At 62.1% G+C, this 26595-nt stretch carries 23 protein-coding genes; 13 read left to right on the top strand and 10 right to left on the bottom strand.

All coding sequences use genetic code 11. The annotated features are described in order from the left end of the window. Nucleotides 1-44 precede the first annotated feature (44 nt). The 8 genes from lptF to pdxJ all read left to right on the top strand — a co-directional run bounded on the left by lptF (nucleotide 45) and on the right by pdxJ (nucleotide 8492). A complete protein-coding gene (gene lptF / locus DOCECA_RS17120; protein ID WP_434560445.1) occupies nucleotides 45-1166 on the top strand; it encodes an LPS export ABC transporter permease LptF in 1122 nt (373 codons plus the stop codon). Continuing rightward, nucleotides 1159-2220, top strand: a complete 1062-nt coding sequence (lptG, locus tag DOCECA_RS17115; RefSeq protein ID WP_434648824.1) for an LPS export ABC transporter permease LptG — start codon at nucleotides 1159-1161, stop codon at nucleotides 2218-2220. The genes lptF and lptG overlap by 8 nt, the downstream gene beginning before the upstream one ends. Before the next feature lie 141 nt (nucleotides 2221-2361). Continuing rightward, nucleotides 2362-4161 carry a translation elongation factor 4 gene (gene lepA, locus DOCECA_RS17110; protein ID WP_245142437.1) on the top strand — a complete coding sequence of 600 codons (1800 nt, stop codon included), beginning with the start codon at nucleotides 2362-2364 and terminating at the stop codon, nucleotides 4159-4161. Between the two features lie 5 nt (nucleotides 4162-4166). Further along, nucleotides 4167-5021: a signal peptidase I gene (gene lepB / locus DOCECA_RS17105; RefSeq protein WP_420765361.1), complete on the top strand. Its 855-nt coding sequence runs from the start codon at nucleotides 4167-4169 to the stop codon at nucleotides 5019-5021. 184 nt (nucleotides 5022-5205) lie between these two features. Next, the gene (rnc, locus tag DOCECA_RS17100) at nucleotides 5206-5895 is read left to right on the top strand and encodes a ribonuclease III (RefSeq protein WP_245142433.1); all 690 of its coding nucleotides are present in this window, start codon (nucleotides 5206-5208) and stop codon (nucleotides 5893-5895) included. Continuing rightward, nucleotides 5888-6790, top strand: coding sequence for a GTPase Era (gene era / locus DOCECA_RS17095; RefSeq protein ID WP_039591481.1), 903 nt, complete (start codon nucleotides 5888-5890; stop codon nucleotides 6788-6790). The genes rnc and era overlap by 8 nt, the downstream gene beginning before the upstream one ends. A gap of 218 nt (nucleotides 6791-7008) precedes the next feature. Then, nucleotides 7009-7698 (top strand): DNA repair protein RecO, encoded by a 690-nt coding sequence (recO, locus tag DOCECA_RS17090; RefSeq protein WP_420765360.1) that lies wholly within the window; start codon nucleotides 7009-7011, stop codon nucleotides 7696-7698. A 50-nt stretch (nucleotides 7699-7748) separates the two neighbouring features. Then, nucleotides 7749-8492, top strand: a complete 744-nt coding sequence (gene pdxJ, locus DOCECA_RS17085) for a pyridoxine 5'-phosphate synthase (RefSeq protein ID WP_434648820.1) — start codon at nucleotides 7749-7751, stop codon at nucleotides 8490-8492. Nucleotides 8493-8608: 116 nt separating this feature from the next. Here the strand turns inward: pdxJ and mltF are convergent, their stop codons facing one another. Continuing rightward, entirely contained in the window at nucleotides 8609-10069 is a 1461-nt protein-coding gene (gene mltF / locus DOCECA_RS17080) for a membrane-bound lytic murein transglycosylase MltF (protein ID WP_420765358.1), read from the bottom strand. A gap of 288 nt (nucleotides 10070-10357) precedes the next feature. Here mltF and purL point away from each other — a divergent pair, with 288 nt between their 5' ends. Then, a complete protein-coding gene (gene purL, locus DOCECA_RS17075) occupies nucleotides 10358-14254 on the top strand; it encodes a phosphoribosylformylglycinamidine synthase (protein ID WP_420765357.1) in 3897 nt (1298 codons plus the stop codon). Between the two features lie 4 nt (nucleotides 14255-14258). Further along, on the top strand, nucleotides 14259-14570 hold the full coding sequence (locus DOCECA_RS17070) for an NGG1p interacting factor NIF3 (RefSeq protein ID WP_445570835.1): 312 nt from the start codon (nucleotides 14259-14261) through the stop codon (nucleotides 14568-14570). Between the two features lie 206 nt (nucleotides 14571-14776). Here the strand turns inward: DOCECA_RS17070 and nagE are convergent, their stop codons facing one another. From nagE to DOCECA_RS17035, 7 genes are all read right to left on the bottom strand, one after another. Next, nucleotides 14777-16492 (bottom strand): N-acetylglucosamine-specific PTS transporter subunit IIBC, encoded by a 1716-nt coding sequence (gene nagE / locus DOCECA_RS17065; RefSeq protein ID WP_445570834.1) that lies wholly within the window; start codon nucleotides 16490-16492, stop codon nucleotides 14777-14779. A gap of 33 nt (nucleotides 16493-16525) precedes the next feature. Continuing rightward, on the bottom strand, nucleotides 16526-19039 hold the full coding sequence (gene ptsP / locus DOCECA_RS17060) for a phosphoenolpyruvate--protein phosphotransferase (protein WP_445570833.1): 2514 nt from the start codon (nucleotides 19037-19039) through the stop codon (nucleotides 16526-16528). Between the two features lie 49 nt (nucleotides 19040-19088). Beyond that, complete coding sequence (locus tag DOCECA_RS17055) at nucleotides 19089-20111, bottom strand: SIS domain-containing protein (RefSeq protein WP_434648814.1); 1023 nt, start codon at nucleotides 20109-20111, stop codon at nucleotides 19089-19091. Further along, nucleotides 20092-21198 (bottom strand): N-acetylglucosamine-6-phosphate deacetylase, encoded by a 1107-nt coding sequence (nagA, locus tag DOCECA_RS17050; protein ID WP_434648812.1) that lies wholly within the window; start codon nucleotides 21196-21198, stop codon nucleotides 20092-20094. Before nagA ends, DOCECA_RS17055 begins: the two co-directional genes overlap by 20 nt. A 16-nt stretch (nucleotides 21199-21214) precedes the next feature. Beyond that, entirely contained in the window at nucleotides 21215-21943 is a 729-nt protein-coding gene (locus DOCECA_RS17045; protein WP_420765351.1) for a GntR family transcriptional regulator, read from the bottom strand. Between the two features lie 655 nt (nucleotides 21944-22598). Next, nucleotides 22599-23105, bottom strand: coding sequence for a L,D-transpeptidase family protein (locus tag DOCECA_RS17040; RefSeq protein ID WP_434560429.1), 507 nt, complete (start codon nucleotides 23103-23105; stop codon nucleotides 22599-22601). A 184-nt stretch (nucleotides 23106-23289) separates the two neighbouring features. Beyond that, nucleotides 23290-23841 (bottom strand): NUDIX hydrolase, encoded by a 552-nt coding sequence (locus tag DOCECA_RS17035; protein ID WP_434607565.1) that lies wholly within the window; start codon nucleotides 23839-23841, stop codon nucleotides 23290-23292. A gap of 146 nt (nucleotides 23842-23987) precedes the next feature. Between DOCECA_RS17035 and DOCECA_RS17030 the strand changes: the two genes are divergently transcribed. Genes DOCECA_RS17030 through DOCECA_RS17020 form a run of 3 tightly spaced genes read left to right on the top strand, consistent with a single transcriptional unit; the run spans nucleotide 23988 to nucleotide 25334 of the window. Further along, nucleotides 23988-24587, top strand: a complete 600-nt coding sequence (locus DOCECA_RS17030; RefSeq protein ID WP_420765348.1) for a CoA pyrophosphatase — start codon at nucleotides 23988-23990, stop codon at nucleotides 24585-24587. Between the two features lie 16 nt (nucleotides 24588-24603). Then, nucleotides 24604-25128, top strand: a complete 525-nt coding sequence (locus tag DOCECA_RS17025; RefSeq protein WP_420765347.1) for a gamma carbonic anhydrase family protein — start codon at nucleotides 24604-24606, stop codon at nucleotides 25126-25128. Next, nucleotides 25125-25334, top strand: a complete 210-nt coding sequence (locus DOCECA_RS17020; RefSeq protein ID WP_420765346.1) for a DUF1289 domain-containing protein — start codon at nucleotides 25125-25127, stop codon at nucleotides 25332-25334. The genes DOCECA_RS17025 and DOCECA_RS17020 overlap by 4 nt, the downstream gene beginning before the upstream one ends. 48 nt (nucleotides 25335-25382) lie before the next feature. On the opposite strand, the gene DOCECA_RS17015 is transcribed toward DOCECA_RS17020, so the two are convergent. Continuing rightward, the gene (locus DOCECA_RS17015) at nucleotides 25383-26027 is read right to left on the bottom strand and encodes a Pr6Pr family membrane protein (protein ID WP_434560425.1); all 645 of its coding nucleotides are present in this window, start codon (nucleotides 26025-26027) and stop codon (nucleotides 25383-25385) included. 3 nt (nucleotides 26028-26030) lie between these two features. Continuing rightward, a complete protein-coding gene (locus tag DOCECA_RS17010) occupies nucleotides 26031-26261 on the bottom strand; it encodes a VF530 family DNA-binding protein (RefSeq protein WP_434607560.1) in 231 nt (76 codons plus the stop codon). Nucleotides 26262-26595: the final 334 nt, after the last annotated feature.

Here is a 26595-nt window from a genome sequence, read left to right as displayed (position 1 = left end):
GCTTCTCGTACAAGGCCCAGCCTGACAATCCTGGAGTGTCTGGTTTGATCGTCTTCCGTTACCTATCCCGCGAAGTCCTGTTGACCCTGAGCGCCGTCAGCGCCGTGCTGCTGGTCATCATCATGAGCGGGCGCTTCATCAAATACCTCGCCCAGGCGGCCTCCGGTGCCTTGGACCCGGGCTCCCTGTTCTTGATCATGGGGTTCCGCCTGCCGGGCTTCCTGCAATTGATTCTGCCGCTGGGGCTGTTCCTCGGCATCCTGCTGGCCTATGGGCGCTTGTATCTGGACAGCGAAATGACCGTGCTGTCGGCCACCGGCATGAGCCAGCAACGGCTGTTCCGCATCACCTTGTTCCCGGCAACGCTCGTGGCGCTGGTGGTCGCGTGGCTGAGCCTGAGCCTGTCGCCGCAAGGGGCCAACCAGTTCCAGCTGTTGATCAACCAGCAGGACGCCATGACCGAATTCGACACCTTGGTACCGGGGCGCTTCCAGGCCCTGCGGGACGGGACGCGGGTCACTTATACCGAACAGCTCTCGGACGATCGCATCGACCTGGGCGGCGTCTTCATTACCCAGAAGAATGTGTCTTCGGACACCAAGAAGGATCGGGGCATTTCCGTGCTGGTGGCTGAAAAGGGTCGCCAGGAAATCAACCCCGACGGCAACCGCTACCTGATCCTTGAAAATGGCTATCGCTACGATGGCACGCCAGGCCAGGCCAACTACCGGGCGATCAAGTACGACACCTACGGCGTATTGCTACCCAAGCCGGAGGCCAGCGACGAAGTCACCGATCGTGACGCCATGTCCACGGCCAGCCTGCTGGGCAACGACGACATCCGCGCCCGCACCGAGCTGCAATGGCGCCTGTCGCTGCCGCTGCTGGTATTTATCGTGACGCTCATGGCGGTTCCGCTGTCGCGGGTCAATCCGCGCCAGGGCCGTTTCCTCAAGTTGTTGCCGGCGATTCTTTTGTATATGGCTTACCTGACCATCCTGATTTCCGCCCGCAGCGCCCTGGAGAAAGGCAAGATCCCGCCGACGCTGGGCCTGTGGTGGGTGCATTCGATATTCCTGGCCATTGGCCTGGGGCTGCTCTACTGGGAGCCCCTGCGCCTGAAGCTCGCAAGTCGTCGCAGCGCGCTGGAGGTGGCCCGTGGTTAAGCTCGATCGCTACATCGGCAGCAGCGTATTCATGGCGATCCTCGCCGTATTGGGGATCATTCTTGGCCTGGCGACCTTGTTCGCGTTCATTGATGAAATGGGCGATGTCAGCGATACCTATACGCTGCTGGACGTGGCGAGCTACGTATTGCTGACCGCGCCGCGCCGCTTGTACGACATGCTGCCGATGGCCGCATTGATCGGCTGCCTGATCGGCCTGGGCAGCCTGGCGAGCAACAGCGAACTGACCATCATGCGCGCCGCTGGCGTGTCCATCGGTCGGATCGTCTGGGCGGTGATGAAACCCATGCTGGTGCTGATGCTGGTAGGTGTGCTGATCGGCGAGTACGTCGCCCCGGCCACCGAGAATACCGCCCAGGCCAACCGCTCCCTGGCCCAGGGCGGCGGTGACGCGCAAAGCGCCAAGCACGGTCTGTGGCACCGCCAGGGCGAAGAGTTCATCCATATCAACTCGGTCCAACCCAACGGAACCTTGTATGGCGTGACCCGCTACCGTTTCGACGATCAGCGGCATATGTTGTCCTCCAGCTTCGCCAAGCGGGCCCAATTCGCCGACGATCACTGGCAACTGAGCGATGTCACCACCACGCTGTTCCATGACAAGCGCACCGAAGTCGTCACCGCACCGCAGGAACGCTGGGACGTGGCGCTCAGCCCGCAGCTGCTCAGCACCGTGGTCATGGCGCCGGACTCGTTGTCTATCACCGGGTTGTGGGGGTACATCCATTACCTGGCGGACCAGGGCCTGAACAACGGTCGCTACTGGCTGGCTTTTTGGGTCAAGGTGTTGCAACCCCTGGTGACCGCTGCGCTGGTGTTGATGGCCATCTCCTTCATCTTCGGTCCGCTGCGCTCCGTGACCCTTGGCCAACGGGTATTCACCGGTGTGCTAGTGGGCTTTACTTTCCGCATTGCCCAGGATCTGCTCGGGCCATCGAGCCTGGTGTTCGGCTTCTCGCCATTGTTCGCGGTGCTGGTGCCGGCCGGCGTCTGCGCGTTGGCCGGGCTCTGGCTGTTGCGCCGGGCAGGTTGATTCAACGCTCGATGTGGCGAGCAAGCATCCTCGCCACACATGCTCATCGACAGGCGAGCGTGACGCTTGCGCGGTGTATCGGGTACAATTCCCGGCTATTTTTCGGCGGGCCATGCCTGCAGCCTTTTTGAGTGTTGATCCGTGAGTGATTTGAGTCATATCCGCAATTTCTCCATCATCGCCCACATTGACCATGGCAAGTCGACGCTGGCTGATCGCTTCATCCAGATGTGCGGCGGCCTGGCCGAGCGTGAAATGGAAGCCCAGGTCCTGGACTCCATGGACCTCGAGCGTGAACGCGGGATCACCATCAAGGCCCACAGCGTTACCCTTTACTACAAGGCTCGCGACGGCATTACCTACCAGCTCAACTTCATCGATACCCCGGGCCACGTCGACTTCACCTATGAAGTCAGCCGGTCGCTGGCGGCCTGTGAAGGTGCGTTGCTGGTGGTCGATGCCGGCCAGGGCGTCGAGGCCCAGTCGGTCGCCAACTGCTACACGGCCATCGAGCAGGGCCTGGAAGTCATGCCGGTGCTGAACAAGATCGACCTGCCACAGGCCGATCCGGACCGCGTGAAAGAAGAAATCGAAAAAATCATCGGCATCGATGCCACCGACGCGGTCACGTGCAGCGCCAAGACCGGCCTGGGCGTGGATGAAGTGCTCGAGCGCCTCGTCACCACCATTCCCGCGCCGACCGGCAATATCGAAGATCCGCTGCAAGCGTTGATCATCGACTCCTGGTTCGACAACTACCTGGGCGTGGTTTCCCTGGTTCGCGTGCGCCATGGCCGCGTGAAGAAGGGCGACAAGATCCTGGTCAAGTCCACCGGCAAGATCCACCTGGTGGACAGCGTCGGTGTCTTCAACCCGAAACACACCGCTACCACCGACCTGAAGGCCGGTGAAGTGGGCTTCATCATCGCGGGCATCAAGGACATTCATGGGGCGCCGGTGGGCGATACCCTGACCTTGAGCTCCACCCCCGACGTCGATGTGCTGCCAGGCTTCAAACGCATCCAGCCACAGGTCTACGCCGGCCTGTTCCCGGTCAGTTCCGACGACTTCGAAGACTTCCGCGAAGCCCTGCAAAAGCTGACCCTGAACGACTCGTCCCTGCAGTACACCCCGGAAAGTTCCGACGCCCTGGGCTTCGGCTTCCGTTGCGGGTTCCTCGGCATGCTGCACATGGAGATCATCCAGGAGCGCCTGGAGCGCGAGTACGACCTGGACCTGATCACCACGGCGCCGACGGTAATCTTCGAGCTGCTGCTCAAGAACGGCGAGACTATCTACGTCGACAACCCGTCCAAGCTGCCGGACCTGTCGGCCATCGAAGACATGCGCGAGCCGATCGTGAGGGCCAACATCCTTGTGCCTCAGGAGCACCTGGGCAACGTCATTACCCTGTGCATCGAGAAGCGCGGCGTGCAGCACGACATGCTGTTCCTCGGCTCGCAGGTCCAGGTGACCTACGACCTGCCGATGAACGAAGTGGTGCTGGACTTCTTCGATCGCCTGAAATCCACCAGCCGCGGCTATGCTTCGCTGGACTATCATTTCGATCGTTACCAATCGGCTAATCTGGTGAAACTGGATGTGCTGATCAACGGCGAAAAAGTCGATGCCCTGGCATTGATCGTGCACCGCGACAACGCGCACTACAAAGGTCGTGCGTTGACAGAGAAGATGAAGGAACTGATTCCGCGGCAGATGTTCGATGTGGCAATCCAGGCCGCCATTGGCGGGCAGATTGTGGCGCGTACAACCGTCAAGGCACTCAGAAAGAACGTATTGGCCAAATGCTACGGCGGCGACGTCAGCCGTAAGCGCAAGCTGTTGGAAAAGCAGAAGGCCGGTAAAAAACGCATGAAGCAGGTCGGCAACGTGGAAATTCCACAGGAAGCCTTCCTCGCGGTGCTCAGGTTGGATAGTTAGGTCCTATGTCGCTAAATTTCCCGCTGTTGCTGGTTATCGCCGTGTTTGTCTGCGGCCTGTTGGCGTTGCTTGATCTGTTGTTCCTGGCGCCTCGGCGCCGGGCCGCCATTGCCTCTTATCAGGGCAGTGTCAGCCAGCCTGACGGCGTGGTCATTGAAAAGCTCAACAAGGAACCGCTGCTTGTCGAGTACGGCAAGTCGTTCTTCCCGGTGCTGTTCATCGTGCTGGTGCTGCGCTCGTTCCTGGTGGAGCCGTTCCAGATTCCGTCCGGTTCGATGAAGCCCACCCTGGATGTGGGCGACTTCATCCTGGTGAACAAGTTTTCCTATGGGATCCGGCTGCCAGTGATCGACAAGAAGGTCATCGAGATCGGCGACCCGCAACGCGGCGACGTGATGGTGTTCCGCTTCCCAAGCGACCCGAACGTCAACTACATCAAGCGTGTGGTGGGCCTGCCGGGCGACAAGATCCGCTATACGGCCGACAAACGCTTGTTCGTCAATGGCGAACTGGTTGCCGAGCAGTTGATCGGTTCCGAACCGGGCACGCTGGGCAGTGCCGAGCTCTACAAGGAAAAACTCGGCGAGGCAGAACACCAGATCCGCAAGGAAATGAGCCGCTACCGCGCCACGCCGGACCATTCATGGACCGTGCCGGCCGGGCACTATTTCATGATGGGCGACAACCGCGACAACTCCAACGACAGCCGTTACTGGGATGATCCGAACATACCCAAGGACATGTTGGGCATGGTCCCCGACCGCAATATCGTCGGCAAGGCCTTTGCGGTCTGGATGAGCTGGCCGGAACCCAAACTCAGCCACCTGCCAAACTTCTCGCGGGTAGGGTTGATCAAGTAATCACACACGGCGCTGTTGAACACAGCGCCGAATGCATTTCTGGAGCCTGCACAAGGCTGCCCGAAGGCATGAAGCCAACGATAGTCAGGACGTCATTTTTGAACACAGCGTTAATTGTCCCAAGCCAACGGCGCCTTGCCGCCGTGGCGGTGGAATCCAGCCACGAACTCAGCGTGGGTAAACCGTGAGCGTTTCTCTAAGCCGCCTCGAGCGTCAGCTCGGCTACACCTTCAAGGATCAGGAGCTGATGCTCCTGGCCCTCACTCACCGCAGTTTTGCCGGGCGCAACAACGAGCGCCTGGAATTCCTCGGCGATGCCATCCTCAATTTCGTCGCCGGCGAGGCGTTGTTCGAACGCTTTCCCCTGGCTCGCGAAGGCCAGTTGTCGCGTTTGCGCGCAAGGCTCGTGAAAGGTGAGACCCTGGCCGTATTGGCGCGGGGTTTCGACTTGGGCGAGTACCTGCGCCTGGGTTCCGGCGAACTGAAAAGCGGTGGTTTCCGCCGCGAATCGATCCTCGCCGACGCCCTGGAGGCATTGATTGGCGCGATCTACCTGGACTCGGGCATGGAAATGGCGCGCGAGCGCGTGCTGGCCTGGCTGACTTCCGAGATCGACAGCCTGACGCTGGTGGACACCAACAAGGACCCCAAGACCCGCTTGCAGGAATTTTTGCAATCGCGCAGTTGCGAACTGCCACGCTACGAAGTGGTGGATATCCAGGGGGAACCGCATTGCCGAACCTTTTTCGTCGAATGCGAAGTGGTCTTATTGAATGAAAAAAGCCGTGGCCAGGGCGTGAGCCGTCGTATCGCCGAACAGGTAGCGGCCGCCGCAGCACTGATCGCCTTGGGCGTGGAGAATGGCAATGACTGATACAACCGTCACCCGATGCGGCTATGTCGCCATTGTCGGTCGGCCGAACGTGGGCAAGTCCACGTTGCTGAACCACATCCTGGGCCAGAAGCTGGCGATCACCTCGCGCAAGCCTCAGACCACGCGCCACAACATGCTGGGCATCAAGACCGAAGGCGATGTGCAGGCGATCTACGTCGATACTCCGGGAATGCACAAGGGCGGTGAGAAGGCCCTGAACCGCTACATGAACAAGACTGCCTCGGCAGCGTTGAAAGACGTTGACGTGGTGATCTTCGTGGTCGACCGCACCAAGTGGACCGAAGAAGACCAGATGGTCCTCGAGCGCGTCCAATACGTGACCGGTCCCTTGATCGTGGCGCTGAACAAGACCGACCGCATCGAAGACAAGGCAGAGCTGATGCCGCACCTGACCTGGTTGCAGGAACAGTTGCCGAACGCGCAAATCATCCCGATTTCCGCCCAACACGGTCACAACCTCGACGCGCTGGAGCGGGTGATCGCCGAGCACCTGCCGGAAAACGATCATTTCTTTCCCGAAGACCAGATCACCGACCGCAGCAGCCGTTTCCTCGCCGCCGAGCTGGTGCGCGAGAAAATCATGCGCCAGATGGGCGCCGAGCTGCCGTACCAGATCACGGTGGAGATCGAGGAATTCAAGCAACAGGGCAAGACCCTGCACATCCATGCCTTGATTCTCGTCGAACGTGATGGCCAGAAGAAGATCATCATTGGCGACAAGGGCGAGCGCATCAAGCGCATCGGCACCGAGGCGCGCAAGGACATGGAGCTGCTGTTCGACTCCAAGATCATGCTCAACCTGTGGGTCAAGGTGAAAGGCGGCTGGTCCGATGACGAGCGCGCGTTGCGTTCGCTGGGTTACGGCGACCTGTAATCGTTAATGTGAGTACATGAATGCCACTGTGGGAGCGAGCTTCTGTGGCGAGGGAGCTTGCTCCCGCTGGGCTGCGAAGCAGCCCCCGGATCTGCGATCATCTAGCCAAACCCATCGTATGGCCTGGTTTCACGGCTGCTTCGCAGCCGAGCGGGAGCAAGCTCCCTCGCCACAGGATTTCTTCAACCATTGATGTCTTGTTGATATTCAGGCCCCCGATGTCCCCCAACCCACCCACCGCCCAACCCGCCTATGTCCTGCACAGCCGCGCCTACCGCGAAAGCAGCGCCCTGGTGGACTTCCTCACGCCCCAAGGGCGGCTGAGAGCGGTGTTGCGTGGGGCTCGGGGCAAGGCCGGGACGCTGGCGCGGCCGTTCGTCCCATTGGACGTCGAGTTTCGCGGCAGGGGCGAATTGAAGAATGTCGGGCGCATGGAAAGCAACGGCGTCGCTGCCTGGCTCAACGGCGAAGCGCTGTTCAGTGGTTTGTACCTCAATGAACTGCTGATCCGCCTGCTCCCCGCCGAGGATCCTCATCCTGAAGTCTTCGACCACTATGCCGCCACGCTGCTGGCCCTGGCCGAAGGTCGCCCTCTGGAGCCATTGCTGCGCTCTTTCGAATGGCGCCTGCTGGACGATCTGGGCTACGGTTTTTCCCTCGACACCGACCTGCACGGACAACCCATCGCGGCGGACGGCCTCTACCGCTTACAGGTGGACGCGGGCCTGGAGCAGGTCTACCAGTTGCAACCCGGGTTGTTCAATGGCGTTGAGCTTCTTGCCATGGCCGAGGCCGACTGGACCGCGCCCGGTGCATTGGCGGCGGCCAAGCGTTTGATGCGCCAAGCCCTGGCGGTTCATTTGGGCGGCCGGCCGCTGGTCAGTCGCGAGCTGTTTCGCAAGCCCTGATCTACCCGTATGCTGTGGGCCGAATCTCTGTCCATTCAGGAGCGCTTTTCGTGAGCACCAGCAATCGCATTCTTCTCGGCGTGAACATCGACCATGTCGCCACCCTGCGCCAGGCCCGAGGTACTCGCTACCCGGATCCGGTCAAGGCCGCACTGGATGCCGAAGAGGCGGGCGCCGATGGCATTACCGTGCACCTGCGCGAGGACCGTCGCCACATCCAGGAGCGCGATGTGCTGCTGCTCAAGGATGTGCTGCAAACCCGCATGAATTTCGAAATGGGCGTGACCGAAGAAATGATGGCCTTTGCCGAGCGCATCCGCCCTGCGCACATCTGCCTGGTCCCGGAAACCCGTCAGGAGCTGACCACCGAAGGCGGCCTGGACGTGGCGGGGCAGGAGGCGCGGATCAAGGCCGCGGTGGAGCGGCTGTCGAAGATGGGCGCCGAGGTGTCGCTGTTCATCGACGCCGACGAGCGGCAGATCGAAGCCTCCAAGCGGGTCGGGGCGCCGGCCATCGAGCTGCACACCGGGCGCTACGCCGATGCCCAGACCCCCACGGACGTGGCCGATGAGCTGCAACGGGTGGCAGACGGCGTCACCTTTGGCCTGGCCCAGGGCCTGATCGTCAACGCCGGCCACGGCCTGCATTATCACAACGTCGAAGCTGTCGCCGCCATCAAGGGCATCAACGAGCTGAACATCGGCCATGCGCTGGTGGCCCATGCGTTGTTTGTCGGGTTCAAGTCAGCTGTGTCGGAAATGAAGGCGCTGATCCTGGCAGCCGCTAAGCCTTAAAATCACTACGAGCCCTGTGGGAGCGAGCTTGCTCGCGATGACGCCCTGACAGCCAACATCGATATTGACTGTCAGTCTGCTATCGCGAGCAAGCTCGCTCCCACAGGGGGTATGCCTTAAAGTTGCGGTGATTCCTGGCTCGGCTTGCTCTTGTCGACACCCGGCACGTGCAGGTTGCCCTCGGCCACCTGGTTGCCTTCGAGCTGTGGCTGCGTCACCCAGGTCAAGATGTCGTAGTAGCGACGGATGTTCGCCACGAAATGCACCGGCTCCCCGCCCCGGGCGTAGCCGTAGCGGGTCTTGCTGTACCACTGCTTCTGGGACAGGCGCGGCAGGATTTTTTTCACATCCAGCCACTTGTTCGGATTCAGCCCTTCCTTGGCGGCGAGCTTGCGCGCGTCGTCCAGATGACCACTGCCCACGTTATAGGCGGCGAGGGCGAACCAGGTGCGGTCCGGTTCCTCGATGCTTTCATCCAGTTGTTCCTTCATATAGGCCAGGTACTTGGCGCCGCCCATGATGCTCTGCTTCGGATCGAGGCGGTTGGATACACCCATGGCCTGGGCGGTGTTCTGGGTCAGCATCATCAGGCCGCGCACACCGGTCTTGGAGGTCACCGTCGGTTGCCAGAGCGATTCCTGGTAACCGATGGCAGCCAGCAACCGCCAATCGACTTTTTCCTTCTTGGCGTAGGTCTTGAAATGCTGTTCGTATTTGGGCAGCCGCTGCTGCAGGTGCTGGGCAAACGTCGTTGCGCCCATATAGCCGAGGACGTCAACGTGGCCGTAGTAGCGATCCTTCAACCGCTGCAACGTGCCATTCTTCTGCACCTTGTTCAGGTAGGCGTTGATTTCATTGAGCAGGCTGTTGTCTTCGCCGGGGCCCACTGCCCAGCTCTGGCTGCGGGTGTCGCCCAGGTCGAACGCCACGCGCACGTTGGGGAAGTAGACCTGGTTCATCGCCACTTCGTTGGAGTCCACCAGCGTCAGGTCGATCTGGCCCTCGTCGACCATGCGCAGCAGGTCGACGACTTCAACGGCGTCGGATTCTTCGTATTCGATCCCAGGATATTGCTGCTTCAGCTGTGCCAATTGTTCGGCATGGGAGCTGCCCTTGAGCACCATGATCTTCTTGCCGGCCAGGGCCGCCGCGTCGGTGGGGCGCGACTGACCGTTGCGATAGATGATCTGCGGGGTGACTTCCAGGTAAGGGCTGGAAAAGCGAACCTGTTTTTTGCGCTGTTCGCTGCTGACCAGGCCTGCCGCGGCCAGCACCGGGCCGTTGGGCTTGCCGATCTGGCTGAACAGGTCGTCGAGGTTGTCGGCGGTCTCGATTTTCAGCTCGACCCCCAAATCCTCGGCGAAACGCTTCACCAGCTCGTATTCGAAGCCGGTTTCACCACTGCGATCCTGGAAGTAGGTGGCGGGGCTGTTCCGGGTAACGACCCGCAGCACGCCATCCTCCTTTACGCGCTCCAGTGTGTTGGGTTTCTCAACACAGCCACTGAGCACCAGGAAGAGTCCGGTTGCGATCAGCCATCTGGCGTACCGCGGACGCAAAGCCGTTGGGGAAAACATCTGCGCAGTATACGCAAACGGCCTCGACCGCCATATATCGACAGCAAAAGGCCAGTCTGATAGAGGTTGCAAAACGTGTCCGCAAGCCAAGCGGGCCGGCGCGCGGCAAGGCCCCGCAGGGATAAAAAATATCTCTGTGGCGCGGGCCGGATGGCCGGGTAATCAAGCTATCCGCGCCACGACCGACGTTCGGCTCGCACCTGACGTAGCGTTTCGGGTGCCGTTGGCAGCGGTTTAGGCTAGAATGCACGGCCTCAAAGCACACCCCTTCCCGAGGCTGTCCCGAAGATGTTGATCCTGCGCGGCGCTCCTGCCCTTTCTGCCTTTCGCCACAGCAAACTTCTTGAGCAACTGAGCCAGAAAGTACCGGCTGTCAGTGGCTTGTATGCTGAATTCGCTCACTTCGCCGAAGTTACCGGCGGTTTGACTGGCGACGAACAGCAGGTGCTCGCGCGCCTCCTGAAGTACGGCCCAAGTGTTCCAGTCCAGGAGCCAACCGGCCGCCTGTTCCTGGTGTTGCCGCGTTTCGGCACCATTTCGCCGTGGTCGAGCAAGGCCAGTGACATTGCTCGCAACTGCGGCCTGTCGAAGATCCAGCGCCTGGAGCGCGGCATTGCCTTTTATGTCGCCGGTGAGTTCAGCGAGGCCGAGGCCCAACTGATCGCCGAAGGCCTGCATGACCGCATGACCCAGGTCGTACTGGGCAACCTGGAGCAGGCCGCCGGCCTGTTCAGCCACGCCGAACCCAAGCCGCTGACCGCCATCGACGTATTGGGCGGTGGCCGCGCCGCGCTGGAAAAAGCCAACGCCGAGCTGGGCCTGGCCCTGGCCGAAGACGAGATCGATTACCTGGTCAACGCCTTCCAGGGCTTGAAGCGCAACCCCCACGACATCGAACTGATGATGTTCGCCCAGGCCAACTCCGAGCATTGCCGCCACAAGATCTTCAACGCCAGTTGGGACATTGACGGCCAGAGCCAGGAAAAAAGCCTGTTCGGCATGATCAAGAACACCTACCAGATGCACAACGAAGGTGTGCTGTCGGCCTACAAGGACAACGCCGCGGTGATCGTCGGCAATGTTGCCGGTCGCTTCTACCCGAACCCCGAGACCCGCCAGTACGGTGCGGTCCAGGAGCCGGTGCACATCCTGATGAAAGTCGAGACCCACAACCACCCGACCGCCATTGCCCCGTTCCCGGGCGCGTCCACCGGTTCCGGTGGCGAGATCCGCGACGAAGGCGCCACCGGTCGTGGTGCCAAGCCCAAGGCCGGCCTGACCGGCTTCACCGTGTCGAATCTGCAGATTCCTGGCTTCGAACAGCCGTGGGAAAAGCCGTACGGCAAGCCTGAGCGCATCGTCAACGCCCTCGACATCATGATCGAAGGCCCACTGGGCGGCGCGGCGTTCAACAACGAATTCGGCCGTCCGGCCCTGACCGGTTATTTCCGAACCTTCGAACAGTCCATCACCACCCCTCGCGGTGAAGAGGTTCGCGGTTATCACAAGCCGATCATGCTCGCTGGCGGCATGGGCAATATCCGCGCCGAACACGTGCAGAAAGGCGAGATCGTGGTCGGCTCCAAGCTGATCGTCCTCGGTGGCCCGGCCATGCTGATCGGCCTGGGCGGCGGCGCGGCTTCGTCCATGGCCACCGGCACCAGCTCCGCCGACCTGGATTTCGCGTCGGTCCAGCGGGAAAACCCGGAGATGGAACGCCGTTGCCAGGAAGTCATCGACCGTTGCTGGCAGTTGGGTGAGAACAACCCCATCAGCTTCATCCACGACGTCGGCGCGGGCGGCCTGTCCAACGCCTTCCCGGAACTGGTCAACGACGGTGGCCGTGGAGGCCGCTTCGAATTGCGCAACATTCCGAACGACGAGCCGGGCATGGCCCCGCACGAAATCTGGAGCAACGAATCCCAGGAGCGTTACGTCCTGGCGGTCGGCCCGGCTGACTTCGAGCGCTTCCAGGCCATTTGCGAGCGCGAGCGTTGCCCGTTCGCCGTGGTGGGTGAAGCCACCGCCGAGCCGCAACTGACCGTGACCGACAGCCACTTTGGCAACAGTCCGGTGGACATGCCGCTGGAAGTGCTGCTGGGCAAAGCCCCGCGCATGCACCGTTCGGCGGTTCGCGAAACCGAGCTGGGCGACGATTTCGATCCGTCCACCCTCGACATCGCCGATTCCATCGAGCGCGTGCTGCATCACCCGGCCGTGGCGAGCAAGAGCTTCCTGATCACCATCGGCGACCGCACCATCACCGGCCTCGTGGCACGTGATCAGATGGTCGGCCCATGGCAGGTGCCGGTGGCCGACGTGGCCGTGACCGCCACCAGCTTCGACGTCTACACTGGCGAAGCCATGGCCATGGGCGAGCGCACGCCGCTGGCGCTGCTGGACGCCCCGGCGTCGGGCCGCATGGCGATCGGTGAGACCCTGACCAACATCGCGGCCTCGCGCATCGGCAAGATTTCCGACATCAAGCTGTCGGCCAACTGGATGTCCGCCGCCGGTCACCCCGGTGAAGACGCGCGCTTGTACGACACCGTCAAGGCCGTCGGCATGGAACTGTGCCCTGAACTGGGCATCACCATTCCGGTGGGCAAGGACTCCATGTCCATGGCCACGCGCTGGAACGACGAAGGCGTGGACAAGAGCGTGACCTCGCCACTGTCGCTGATCGTGACCGGTTTCGCCCCGGTCACCGACATCCGCCAGACCCTGACCCCGCAACTGCGCATGGACAAGGGCACCACCGATCTGATCCTGATCGACCTGGGCCGTGGCCAGAACCGCATGGGCGCCTCGATCCTGGCCCAGGTGCACGGCAAGCTCGGCTCGCAAGCACCGGACGTCGACGATGCCGAAGACCTGAAGGCGTTCTTCGCCGTGATCCAGGGCCTGAACGCCGACGGTCACCTGTTGGCCTACCACGACCGTTCCGATGGCGGCTTGCTGACCACCGTGATGGAAATGGCTTTCGCCGGTCACTGCGGCTTGAACCTGACCCTGGACAGCGTGGCCGAGTCGGCCAGTGAGATCCCGGCGATCCTGTTCAACGAAGAGTTGGGTGCGGTGATCCAGGTTCGCCAGGACGCCACCCCGGACATCCTCGCCCAGTTCAGCGCCGCCGGCCTGGCCGAGTGCGTCTCGGTCATCGGCCAGCCGATCAACAACGCCCACATCAATATCACCTTCAACGGCGACACCGTCTTCGAAGGCCAGCGTCGCTTGTTGCAGCGCCAGTGGGCCGAGACCAGCTACCAGATCCAGCGCCTGCGCGACAACGCTGAATGCGCCGAGCAGGAATTCGACGCGCTGCTGGAAGAAGACAACCCGGGCCTCAGCGCCAAGCTCAGCTTCGACGTCAACGAAAACGTGGCCGCGCCTTACATCAAGAAAGGCATTCGCCCGCAAGTTGCGGTCCTGCGCGAGCAGGGCGTCAACGGCCAGGTGGAGATGGCGGCGGCGTTCGACCGCGCCGGTTTCAGCGCGATCGACGTGCACATGAGTGACATCCTCGCCGGACGTGTCGACCTGAACGATTTCAAAGGCATGGTCGCCTGCGGCGGCTTCTCCTACGGCGACGTGCTGGGCGCCGGTGAAGGCTGGGCCAAGTCGGCGCTGTTCAACAGCCGCGCCCGCGATGCGTTCCAGGGCTTCTTCGAGCGCAACGACAGCTTCACCCTCGGTGTGTGCAACGGTTGCCAGATGATGTCCAACCTGCACGAGCTGATCCCGGGCAGCGAGTTCTGGCCGCACTTCGTGCGTAACCGTTCCGAGCAGTTCGAAGCCCGCGTCGCGATGGTCCAGGTGCAGGAGTCGAACTCGATCTTCCTGCAGGGCATGGCCGGTTCGCGCATGCCGATCGCCATCGCCCACGGTGAAGGCCATGCGGAGTTCCAGAGCGAGGAAGCGTTGCTTGAAGCCGACCTGTCCGGTTGTGTGTCGCTGCGTTTTGTCGACAACCACGGCAAGGTCACCGAAACCTACCCGGCCAACCCGAACGGCTCGCCGCGCGGGATCACCGGCCTGACCAGCCGCGACGGCCGCGTCACGATCATGATGCCGCACCCGGAGCGGGTGTTCCGCGCGGTGCAGAACTCGTGGCGTTCGGACGACTGGAACGAAGACGCGCCATGGATGCGCATGTTCCGCAACGCGCGCGTCTGGGTGAACTGAGGCGGTGTACAAGCTCTGTTTCTTCGTCCCGGCCAGCCACGTGGACGAGGTCAAAAGCGCCGTATTCGCTGCCGGTGGTGGGCGAATCGGCGACTATGACCACTGCGCCTGGCAAGTGCTGGGCCTGGGCCAGTTTCGCCCGTTGGACGGCAGCCAGCCGTTCATTGGCGAAGCCGGGCAGGTCGAGCAGGTTGAGGAATGGAAGGTTGAGCTTGTTGTCGCCGACGATCTGATTCGCCCCGTGGTGGAGGCGCTGAAACAGAGCCACCCCTACGAGACACCGGCGTATGAGGTGTGGCGGTTGGAGGATTTCTGATCCTCCCCGTTTAAATGAAAAACCCGCTGATTGGATCAGCGGGTTTTTTATTGTGGCGAGGGGATTTATCCCCGCTGGGCTGCGCAGCAGCCCCAAATACTGATTCCCCGGTGTGTCAGGCAGATGGGGTTGCTGCTTAGGGGGCTGCTGCGCAGCCCAGCGGGGATAAATCCCCTCGCCACAGGGGCCAGACAGTCGGCGAAGGCCTAGGCTTTGACACCCGCCTGACGACTCGGCACCACCGCCTCCAACGCCCGCCACAACCCCGGCGCTTTCTCCCCCAGCAGCAAATGCCACACGCCATCCTCCAGCGAACTCACCCCCTGGCAACCCAGCGTCTTGAGCTGGCTTTCCGACAACCCCTTGCCATCGGCCAACCGCACGCGCAAACGGCTCATCGCCACGCAATCGAGCTGCAACACATTCCTGCCACCGCCCAGGGCATCGAGCCATTGCTGTGCTTCGGCCTCCGGGACAATTGTCGTTAAGGCCGGCTCGACCACCGCGTTCGCGGGCGTACTGACGGCCTGATCGGAAGAGGGCAACGCCAAGCGAATCTCATCGGCAATGCTATCGGCCATCGGCCCCACCACCACCTGCAAGCTGCCGCCATTGCCGGGGCGGACCACCGCCATGGCGCCAAGGGCCTTGAGCTGGGCGTCGCAGGCCTTGTTGCGATCCACCATGTCCAGGCGCAAGCGCGTGGTGCAGGCGCCGACGGTAATCAAGTTGTCGGCGCCACCCAGGGCCTGGATGTAGGCGGCGGCACGTTGGTTTTCGGCGATGATCGGCTTTTCGCCCATCGCCACGTCTTCACGTCCCGGCGTCTTCAGGTCGAAGCGGCGGATGCAGAAGTCGAACACCAGGAAATAGATCGCCCCATAGACCAGGCCCACCGGTACGACCAGCCACCCGTTGGTGGATTTGCCCCAGCCCAGGACCATGTCGATGAAACCGCCCGAGAAGGTAAAGCCCAGGTGAATATCCAACAGATTGGTCACCGCCATCGACAGGCCGGTGAGCAACGCATGGACCAGATACAGCAACGGCGCGAGGAACATGAACGCAAATTCGATCGGCTCGGTGACGCCGGTCAGGAACGAAGTCAGCGCCATCGACAACAGAATCCCACCCATGACCTTGCGCCGCTGGGGCAGGGCATTGCGGTACATTGCCAGGCACGCCGCGGGTAGACCAACGAGCATCACCGGGAACATGCCGGTCATGAACTGGCCGCCCTTGGGGTCGCCGGCGAAATAACGGGTCAGGTCACCGGTGACGACGGCGCCGGTGGCCGGGTCAGTGAAGCTGCCGAAAATGAACCACGCCATGTTGTTGAGGATGTGGTGCAGGCCAGTGACGATCAGCAATCGATTGAACACACCGAAGACGAACGCGCCGAAGCTGCCGCTGGCCATCAACAGCTCGCCGAAGCTGTTGATGCCATGCTGGATCGGCGGCCAGATCAGGCCGAACACCACGCCAAGCCCCACCGCGCTGAAACCGGTGACAATCGGCACGAAGCGCCGTCCGCCAAAAAACGCCAGGTACTCCGGCAGCTTGATGTCCTTGAAGCGGTTGTACAGCCCGCCGGCCAACAACCCACTGACGATCCCGGCGAGCATGCCCATGTTGATCGTCGCGTCGAGCACCTTCAGTGTCGCGACCATTACCAGGTAGCCGATGGCCCCGGCCAGCCCGGCCGTACCGTTATTGTCCCGGGCGAAGCCCACGGCGATGCCGATGGCGAAGATCAGCGCCAGGTTGGCGAAGATCGCCTGGCCGGCATCGTGGATGATCGCGATGTTCAACAGGTCTGTGTCACCCAGGCGCAGCAGCAGGCCGGCAATCGGCAAAATCGCGATCGGCAGCATCAGCGCCCGGCCGAGGCGTTGCAGCCCTTCGATGAAATGCTGGTACATGGCGTCTCTCCTTTTATTGTTCTTCGACGGGTCTCAGCCCAGGGGCCAATGTTCATGACAGGCCTGGCGCACGGCGGCGGCGCTGGGCAGGTTCAGCAAGTCGGTACTGATGCGGCGGCACTGGGCGGCATCAAGGTGGCGTACGCGGTCCTTGATCTCGCCGACCTGCGGCGGGCTGACCGACAGCTCCCGTACACCCAGCCCGATCAGCACCGGCGTCGCCAGGGGATCGCAGGCCAGGGCCCCGCATACGCCAACCCAACGCCCGTGGCGTGCGGCGCCGGCGCAGGTCTGGGCGATCAGCCGCAACAGCGCGGGGTGCAAGGCATCGACGCGGGCGGCGAGGCCGGCGTGGTCGCGGTCCATGGCGAGGGTGTACTGGGAAAGGTCGTTGGTGCCGATGGAGAGGAAATCGGCATGCTCGGCCAGTTGCTCGGCGAGCAATGCGGCGGCTGGCACTTCGACCATCACGCCCAATTGCGGACGTTCCTCCAGGCATATTTCCGCACCCAGGACGTCAATGCGCTGGCGAATGTGCAGCAGCTCGGCGACCTCGGTGACCATCGGCAACAGGATCCGGCAACGGTGCAGCGGACGGGTATGCAGCAGCGCACGCAATTGCTGATCCAGCAGTTCCGGGCGCACCTGGCCCAGGCGAATGCCTCGCAGGCCGAGCACCGGATTGGCTTCGGCCGGAAGCGGCAGGTAATCCAATTGCTTGTCGCCGCCGACGTCAATGGTGCGGATGATCACCGGCTTGTCGCCCATGGCATCGAGCACGGCTTGATAGGCCTGGCGCTGCTCTTGTTCGTCGGGGGCGGTGTGACGGTCGACGAAAAGGAATTCAGTGCGCAGCAGGCCAACGCCATCGGCGCCATTGGCAAAGGCCTGGCCGGCTTCGGCGCTGGAGGCCACGTTGGCAGCGACTTCGACATCTACGCCATCGAGGGTTCGCGCCGGGGCGTGGGCGAGGGTTTGCTGCTGGGCCCGCAGCGCTGCGCGTTGGCTTTGTGCTTGCCGCACCTGGGCCAGGCGCTCGGCGCTTGGTGTGAGTTCGAGGCGGCCACCGTCGGCGTCCAGCACCACCGATTGACCGGGCAACTGCTCAAGCAGTGCATCGCCCAACGCAACCAGGCAGGGCAGGCCTTTGCCGCGAGCCAGGATCGCCACGTGGGACGTCGCGCCGCCCTCGGCCATGCATACGCCTGCCACGCCCTGGGCGCTGAGTTGCAACAGGTCCGACGGGGTCAGTTCCTGCGCGATGACAATGGCGCCCGCCGGCACCTCGAATTGCCAGGCCTCACCCAGCAGCGCCCGTAGGACCCGCTGGCGCAGGTCATGCAGATCATTGGCGCGCTCGGCCAGCAGCGTGCTTTGCAATTGCCGCAGCACTTGGCACTGTACGTCTATCGACCGGCTCCAGGCGTGGGCCGCCGCGCTCCCTTGCTCGATAGACAGGTACGCGGCATCCAACAGGGCCGGATCTTCCAGCAACGCCAAATGAGCGCTGAAGATCGCTTGCTCATCGACGTGGCGCCGGGCCTTGGCGTTTTCGAGTGTCAGCTGGATATCCTGACTGACTTGAGCCAGGGCATCGAGCAGTCGTTGGCGTTGTTCTTCGACATTGTGGCCGCCGGGATCTTTGGGTAATTGAATGCCATCCAATCGAACCAGCGGTCCGCTCGCCAGGCCGGGCGCGGCGCAGACGCCATGCAATACGCCTTCTTCGGCGGCGTGCCGGGTTGTCTGGACCTGCGGCGCCCTGCTGTGAGCCTCTTCGGCCAGAGCGGTGGACAAGCTCGCCAGCAGCGCTTGCAGCGCCGCTTCGGCATCGCTGCCGCGACAGCTGACATGCACTTCGGCCTGTTCGGTGATCGCCAGGCCCATCATGCCCATGACGCTGTCACAGGACGCCGACCGCCCCCCAAAGTGTAACTGCGAGCGGCTTTTGAATCCCCGTGCGGTCTGGCGAACCAAGGCCGCCGGCCGCGCATGCAAGCCGCCTCGATGGGCGATGCGAATCTGGCCGGACACTTCGATGCCGACTTCCAGGTCGTCAACCTGTCCTGCACCGGGCGCCCTGGGAACGACGTGCAACAGAGGTTCGCCGACCTTGACCCCTTTCAGGGTGATAGGCCGTGCCTGGAAATGTTCGCCATTGGTGATGACCAACAGGCTGACCAGGCTTTTGCAGCGCTGGGCCACTTTGTCCAGGTCGTAGCGCAGCAGCGCTTGCCCGTTGCTGACGCGCGTGCCTTCCTTGACCAGCATGAAAAAGCCGTCGCCCTGCAACTCGACGGTGTCCAGCCCCAGGTGCAGCAGCAATTCGGCGCCGTTGTCGGCCCGCAGGGTCACGGCGTGGCCGGTGCGAGCGACGTGGATCACCTCGCCGTCGCAGGGGGCGTAGAGGGTGTCGTTCAGCGGGTCGATGGCGATCCCGTCGCCCATGGCGCCGCTGGCGAATACGGCGTCCGGAACGTTGGTGAGGGTGAGCACCGGGCCGCTGAGCGGGGCGCTGAGGGTCAGCTCTTTATTGTTGTTGGGCATGGGCTCGCTCTCTGTGTAATTTCATGGGCCTTGCATGAACGCCGTCGGGTCAGTGGGTCCGGGTGACCTTGCTCAAATGCCGTGGTTTGTCCGGATCCAGGCCCCGGGCGAGGGCCAGCCGGGCAGCCATGCCATAAAAGCTCTGGATCGCCAGGATCGGGTCCAGGGCCGGGTGATCGGCGCGGGACAAGGTCAAGTCGCGCTCGACGATGTCATCGGGGGCCGCCAGCAGCACCCGGGCGCCGCGCTGGCGCATATCGGCGGCCAGACCCAACACGCCGGCCTGCTCGGCACCGCGCGGGGCGAACACCAACAGCGGGTAGTTTTCATCGATCAGCGCCATCGGGCCGTGGCGGACCTCGGCGCTGCTGAAGGCCTCGGCCTGGATCGCCGAGGTTTCCTTGAATTTGAGCGCCGCTTCCTGGGCGATGGCGAACCCGGCGCCACGGCCGATCACCATGAGCCGCTGGCAATCACGGAGCGTTTCGACGGCGGCGCCCCAGTCCTGGCCTGCGGCCTCGCGCAAACCTTCAGGCAGCGCAGCGCCGGCGTCGAGCAACTCGGCGTCATCCTTCCAGTGCGCCACCAAACGCGCGCTGGCGCTGAGGGTAGCGATGAAACTCTTGGTGGCGGCAACGCTGCTTTCGATGCCGGCGCACAACGGCACGCTGAATTCACAGGCCGCCTCCAGCGGAGAATCCTCTGCGTTGACCATCGCAACGCTCAACGCGCCGCGTTTGCGCAACAGGCGCAGGCTGTTGACCAGGTCCGGGCTCTGCCCCGACTGGGAGAACGCGAACGCCACCTGGCCACTGACCTTCAAAGGCGCCTGTTGCAGGGTCACCACCGACATCGGCAGCGACGCCACCGGCAAGCCCAATTGCTGCATGGTCAGGTAGGCGAAATAACTGGCAGCGTGGTCGGAACTGCCCCGAGCGATGGTCATCGCCACTTGCGGCGGTTGACGACGCAGGCGTCCGGCGATTTCCTCCAGCGTTGGGTCCAGCCGCTGCAGTTGGCGCTCGACGGCTTCGGCTGAGGCCTGGGCCTCTTCAAGCATTTTGCAAGTCAATGGCTTCTCCTTCGACCATCACGTCGATCAGGTTCAAGTTACGGTCGAGACGCACACAGTCGGCCCAGGCGCCGGGTTGCAGGCGTCCGCGCTCGGGCAGGCCGAGGTAGTCGGCGGGAAATTGCGACAGGCGTCGGGAAGCTTCGTCGATCGGCAGGCCGATTTTCACCAGGTTGCGCAGGGCCTGGTCCATGGTCAGGGTGCTGCCGGCCAGGGTGCCATCGGCCAGGCGCACGCCGCCCAGGCATTTGGTCACGGTGTGGCTGCCCAGCTTGTATTCGCCGTCGGGCATGCCAGCGGCGGCGGTGGAATCGGTGACGCAATACAGGCACGGGATCGAACGCAACGCCACGCGCATCGCACCGGGGTGCACGTGAAGCAAATCCGGGATCAGTTCGGCGTATTGCGCATGGGCCAGCGCCGCACCGACGATGCCGGGCTCGCGGTGATGCAGTGGGCTCATGGCGTTATACAAATGGGTAAAACTGCTGGCCCCGGCCGCGAGTGCCGCGACGCCTTCTTCATAGCTGCCGAGGGTATGGCCGATCTGCATGCGCACGCCGCGAGCGCTGAGGGCGCGAATCAACGCATCGTGACCGGCGATTTCCGGCGCAATGGTGATCACGCGGATCGGCGCCAGGGCCAGGTACGTTTCCACTTCGGCCATCAAGGCGGTGTGGGCGAAATTCGGTTGGGCGCCGAGTTTGCCGGGGTTGATGTAAGGGCCTTCCAGGTGAACACCGAGCACCCGTGCGCTGCCGCTGGGCCGCTGTTCGCAGAATTCACCGAGGGCCTTGAGTACGCGGATGATTTCTTCGCTCGGCGCCGTCATCGTCGTGGCGAGCAACGCCGTTGTGCCGAATCGCACATGGGTGCGGGCAATGGTTTCGAACGCCGCCGCGCCTTCCATGATGTCCTTGCCGCCACCGCCGTGCACATGCAGGTCGATGAAGCCGGGCAGCAGGTAGGGCTGGTCGTTGCTCGTCGGGTCGCAGGGCTGGCCTTCGATGGACACGACCCTGCCGCGTTCATGGATCAGGCGGCCGCGTATCCAGCCGTCGGCGGTGAGGATGTTGTTTTCGGACATGGGATTCTCGGGTCGTCTAGCGCCGCAACTCGGCGACGAAGTCGTAATAGTCGTTGCGGCAATAGGTGTCGGTGACTTCGATGGGCGTGTTGTCTTCCAGGTAGCCGACCCGCGTCATCAACAGCATCGCGGTGCCGGGGGCGATGCCCACCAGGGCGGCGAATTCGTCCGAGGCGTTGATGGCCTGGATGTGTTGCAGGGCGCGCACTACCGGTTTGCCGATGCTGTCGAGGAATTCATAAAGCGAATCGCCCACCGCCTGCGGCTTGGCAATGATCGATGCGGGCAGGGTGCTCATCTCGATGGCCATGACCGTGTCGTCGGCCTTGCGCAGCCGTTTGAGCCGGGCGACTTTGTCGGTGGGCGAGAGGCCCAGGCGTATCAATTCCTCATGGGTTGGCGGGGTGATCTCCCGCTCCAGCCATTGGGAGCCGGGCACAAAGCCTTTGAGCCGGAGCATCTCGCTGAAACCGCTAAGGCGTGAGAGCGGTTGTTCCAGGCGTGGGGTGATGAACGTACCCGAGCCTTGGTTGCGGCGGATCAGGCCTTGTTCGAACAGCACTTCCAGCGCCTTGCGCGCGGTGACCCGGGATATCCCCAATTGCTCGCTCAAGCTGCGCTCGGACGGCATCGCTTGTTCGGCTTTCCACTGGCCAGCGTGGATGGCGGCTTCCAGATTGCGGGCCAGTTGCAGGTAGAGCGGGGTGGGCTGGGTGTCGTCGGGGCGCAGGGTCTGGATATTCATTTGGGTGTCCGATGCGGTTTTTTGTGGGCGTTGTCGCTCGGTGGGTGGGGTGGAAGCTAATACCACTTGAATACCATGTCAACGCTGCTTTTCTAGGGCTGGCTTGTGTTTTCTGGGTATTCATTCGGGTGTTACTTAAGTGGTATTAGGGTGGTTTTTGTGGGGCGTGGAATTACAGCGTTGGGATGGGTTTTTTGTAGGTCAGTGGTATGCACGGAGGGCGGGTTGTGAAGTTTGATATTTATTTTTATGGCGACCGGTGGTAGTGCGTTTTGTGTGTATATCCGCCGGCACATCCAACATTCTCATTGACTGAGCCACCGCTATCGCGAGCAGGCTCGCTCCCACAGGGGAAACGCGAACACCCAGAACCAGGCCGCCTCGGGACGAGCCTTGATCTTCATCGCGAGCAAGCTCCCACAGTGGTTTCGTGTCGTTGACAAATATGCCAATCGACATCGAACCCTGTGGCGAGGGAGCTTGCTCCCGCTGGGCTGCGAAGCGGCCCTGAAACCTGACAGCGCGGTGTGTCAGGCAGATCGAGTTGACTACTTTGGGGTTGCTGCGCCCGAGGCGTCGGACCGTCCCAGCGGGAGCAAGCTCCCTCGCCACAAGAGCGCTTATCCACAGGAACTTCTTGCCGCAAGAAAATGGGCTACGGCCGAATCTCGATCATCGTCCCATCCGGCACAAGGTTCCACACCTCACGCATGTCCACATTGCGCATGGCGATGCAGCCGTCGGTCCAGTCCAGGGTGTGGAACAACTGCTCAGGGTTCTCCTCCGAGTCCGGCGTGCCATGAATCATGATCATGCCTCCCGGTTCCACGCCTTCGCGGCGGGCGCGGGCGGCGTCGCTGATGTTGGGGTAGGAGATGTGCATCGACAGGTAGAACCGGTCGCTGACCTTGCGCCAGTCGATCCAGTAAAAGCCTTCGGGGGTGCGCTTGTCGCCCTCGATCAACTTGGGGCCTTTCTTGGCGCCCTTGCCCAAGGAGATGCGATAGGTCTTGAGGGGCTTGCCGTCGTTGATCAATTGCAATTGATGGGCGGACTTGAGCACCAGGACTTTTTCGATGACTTTGCCGTTGTAGGTTCCCACGGCGGCGGCCTGGGACATGGCGGTGAACGACAAGCAGAACAGCACAAGCAACCAGCGCATTGAAACGATATCCCTAGAGGTGTCGCGGCTATATTGGATTTTCTAGGCTCTGTACGAAATGTATCCGCACTCGCCCATACTGCGTTGAAACGAGGCTCGGAATGCTCATGTACTCCAGTACACTGCGCTTCCTCGCCCCGTTTCGCCTTGTCTGGCCTTCGCGCGAACACATTTCGTACAGAGCCTACGTATTGGCAGGCTGAGTCAGCGGCGGAATCGACTCGGATCGCACCGGGTATTGCTCGGCCCGCCGGTCAGCGTAGAAGTATTCTAGGGTACGGCCCACGGTGCGGAAAGCCAGCTCGTTCCACGGGATGTCAGCTTCTTCGAACAGCTTCACTTCCAGGCTTTCGGGGCCCGCGGCGAAATCCTCGTCCACCAGCTCGGCGCGGAAGAACACATGCACCTGGCTGATGTGCGGAACGTCGATCAGCGTATAGATGCTCAGGTTTCGCACCCGGGCGCAGGCTTCCTCGGCGGTTTCGCGCACGGCGGCTTGCTCGACGGTTTCGCCGTTTTCCATGAAGCCCGCCGGCAAGGTCCAGTAACCACGCCGTGGCTCGATGGCGCGCCGGCACAACAGGACTTTACTGCCCCAGGTCGGTACACATCCGGCAACGATATTGGGGTTTTGGTAATGAATGGTGTGGCAGGTGTCGCAGACAAAACGCAGGCGCGAGTCGCCCTCGGGTATGCGCTGGGTCACCGGGTTACCGCACTGGCTGCAGAATTTCATGCTTGGATTCCTGAAGGCTGCGCCTATCTTGGCGTGTGCGGGCCGGTATCGGCAAGTTGTCGTTTCGCGACATGACGCGGTCCGGGGCTTGGGCCGCTTGCCTGATTGGTGCATGATGCTAGGCAGCGAATAAATCGAGAAGTCTCATGCTGGACGAGCTACTGCATCGAGTAAGCAACCATACGCCGCGCGATCTGGAGACCGATCGGCGTTTTCCTGAAGCGGCGGTGCTGGTGCCGATCACGCGCAGTGATGAACCGGAGCTGGTGCTGACCCTGCGCGCCAGCGGTCTCTCGACCCACGGCGGCGAAGTGGCGTTCCCCGGCGGACGTCGAGACCCGGAAGACCCCGACCTGATCTTCACCGCCCTGCGTGAAGCCGAAGAGGAAATTGGCCTGCCCCCCGGCCTGGTGGAGGTGATTGGTCCCCTCAGTCCACTGATCTCGTTGCACGGTATCAAGGTCACGCCTTACGTCGGCGTGATTCCGGATTACGTCGAATACCAGGCCAACGACGCCGAGATCGCCGCCGTGTTCAGCGTGCCGTTGGAATTTTTCCGCAAGGACCCGCGCGAGCACACCCACCGCATCGACTACCAGGGCCGCAGTTGGTACGTGCCCAGCTACCGTTTCGAGGGGTACAAGATCTGGGGGCTGACGGCGATCATGATCGTGGAGTTGGTCAACCTGCTGTACGACGCCGGCATCGACCTGCACACGCCGCCCAAGACTTTCATCAACACCTGATGCCCCGAGGATTCCCATGAAATACCGCTTGGGCGATGCCCGTGTCGAAACCCACCCACAGAGCTGGGTCGCGCCCAACGCCACGCTGGTGGGCAAGGTCCGCCTCGAAGAGGGCGCCAACGTCTGGTTCAACGCGGTGTTGCGTGGCGACAACGAATTGATCCTGATTGGCAAGGACAGCAACGTGCAGGACGGCACGGTGATGCACACCGACATGGGTTATCCGCTGACCATCGGCACTGGCGTGACCATCGGCCACAACGCCATGCTTCACGGCTGCACAGTCGGGGACTACAGCCTGATCGGCATCAACGCGGTAATCCTCAACGGCGCGAAAATAGGCAAGAACTGCATCATCGGCGCCAACTCGCTGATCGGCGAAGGCAAGGAAATACCCGATGGTTCGCTGGTCATGGGCTCGCCGGGCAAGGTCGTGCGAGAACTGACCGAGGCCCAGAAAAAAATGCTTGAAGCCAGTGCGGCGCACTACGTTCACAACTCGCAGCGCTACGCACGCGACCTGATCGAGCAGGAACAATGAACACACCTGAACGCCCGATTCCGTCGCCCTGCGTAAACATCTGCTCGCTGGACGATGACGACGTCTGCACCGGTTGCCAGCGCACCGTCTCCGAGATCACTCAATGGCGCAAGATGAGCAACGATGAACGGCGCAGCGTCCTGGCGTTGTGTCATGAACGGGCCAAGGCCAATGGATTGGTGTGGATGCTGCCGGCGAGGCGTTGATGTCCACTTGAGAATACAAAATCCCTGCGGAGAGGGAGCAAGGGCGTCTCACAAGGCTTTAATCGATCGTCGTCCCAACCACCGATCCAACCCCACCACCCCCAGCGCAATCCCGACAAACCCGGCCAACACGCCCCCGGCATTGATGAACACCTGTGGATAACCCAGGCTCGTCACGTCGATGAAAGGGTAGGGATAGGCCGCCAGCAGATCACCCCGTAGCAGGATGTAGGCGAAGTACACCAGCGGGTAAATCATCCACAGCCCGACGTGGCCCAGGCGCAACGTGCCTTTGGGCACCCAGAGCCCCCAATAGATGATGAACAGCACCGGCATGATGTCGTGCAGCAGTTCGTCGGCGATAAATTGCCAGCCTTCCGGTTGCCAGAGGTGGCGCAGCAATACGTTATAGGCCAGGCCGACCAAGGCGATGCTCACCGCGATGCCGCTGCGTACCGCTGGACGCAGGAACCAACGCCTCACCGCTGATTCACGGCGGGTCACTTCCCAGGTCAATACCACGGCGGCCAAGGTATTGGTCAATACGGTGAAGAAACTGAAGAAGTTGACCAGACCGCCCAACAGGCTCGCGCCCAGTTCCCACCGGCCCAGCAGGATCAGGTAGAGCTGAATGCTCAATCCCACCCAGCCGAGCAATGCCAGCATCGACACGAAACCGGTTCGCACGTTCATGGTTCAGATAGGCCGCTTGGTGCGCATCAACTTGACGTACAAGCGCTCGACCTTCTCCCGTGCCCATGGCGTCTTGCGCAGGAAGGTCAGGCTCGACTTGATGCTCGGGTCGCTCTTGAAGCAACGGATATCGATGCGTTCCGCCAGGCCTGACCATTGGTAATGCTGCACCAGGGCATTGAGGATCTGCTCCAGGGTCACGCCGTGCAGTGGGTTGTTGTTCGGTTCGGTCATGGCAAGCCTTGCATGATGAGCTGTGAAGCCGCGCACCTTAGCCGAGGCGCTCTGCGGGGGGAAGTGCCGCCGTTATCAGGGCTTGTGTCCCCGGCACACTGTTACCGAATTCGAGATGATCCATGTCAACAAAAGCGCTTTCGCTATTTGTAACAGGACATTATCCTTGCGCCGCTTGCTGAAACGCTTCTTCTGGCGTACCAGAGCCTCTGCGTCCAGCTACTCCTGTTGAAAGGTCTAAAGAATGCCGAATGTCGCGATCCTGAGAGACAGCGCTGTCTTGGTAAATTCCGGTGGGAACGAGCTTACTCACCATAGCGATTGCACATTCAAC

Source organism: Pseudomonas sp. E102 (assembly GCF_052660185.1).
The sequence above is the reverse complement of the archived record's forward strand: the minus strand, read 5'-3'. Positions and strand labels throughout refer to the sequence as shown.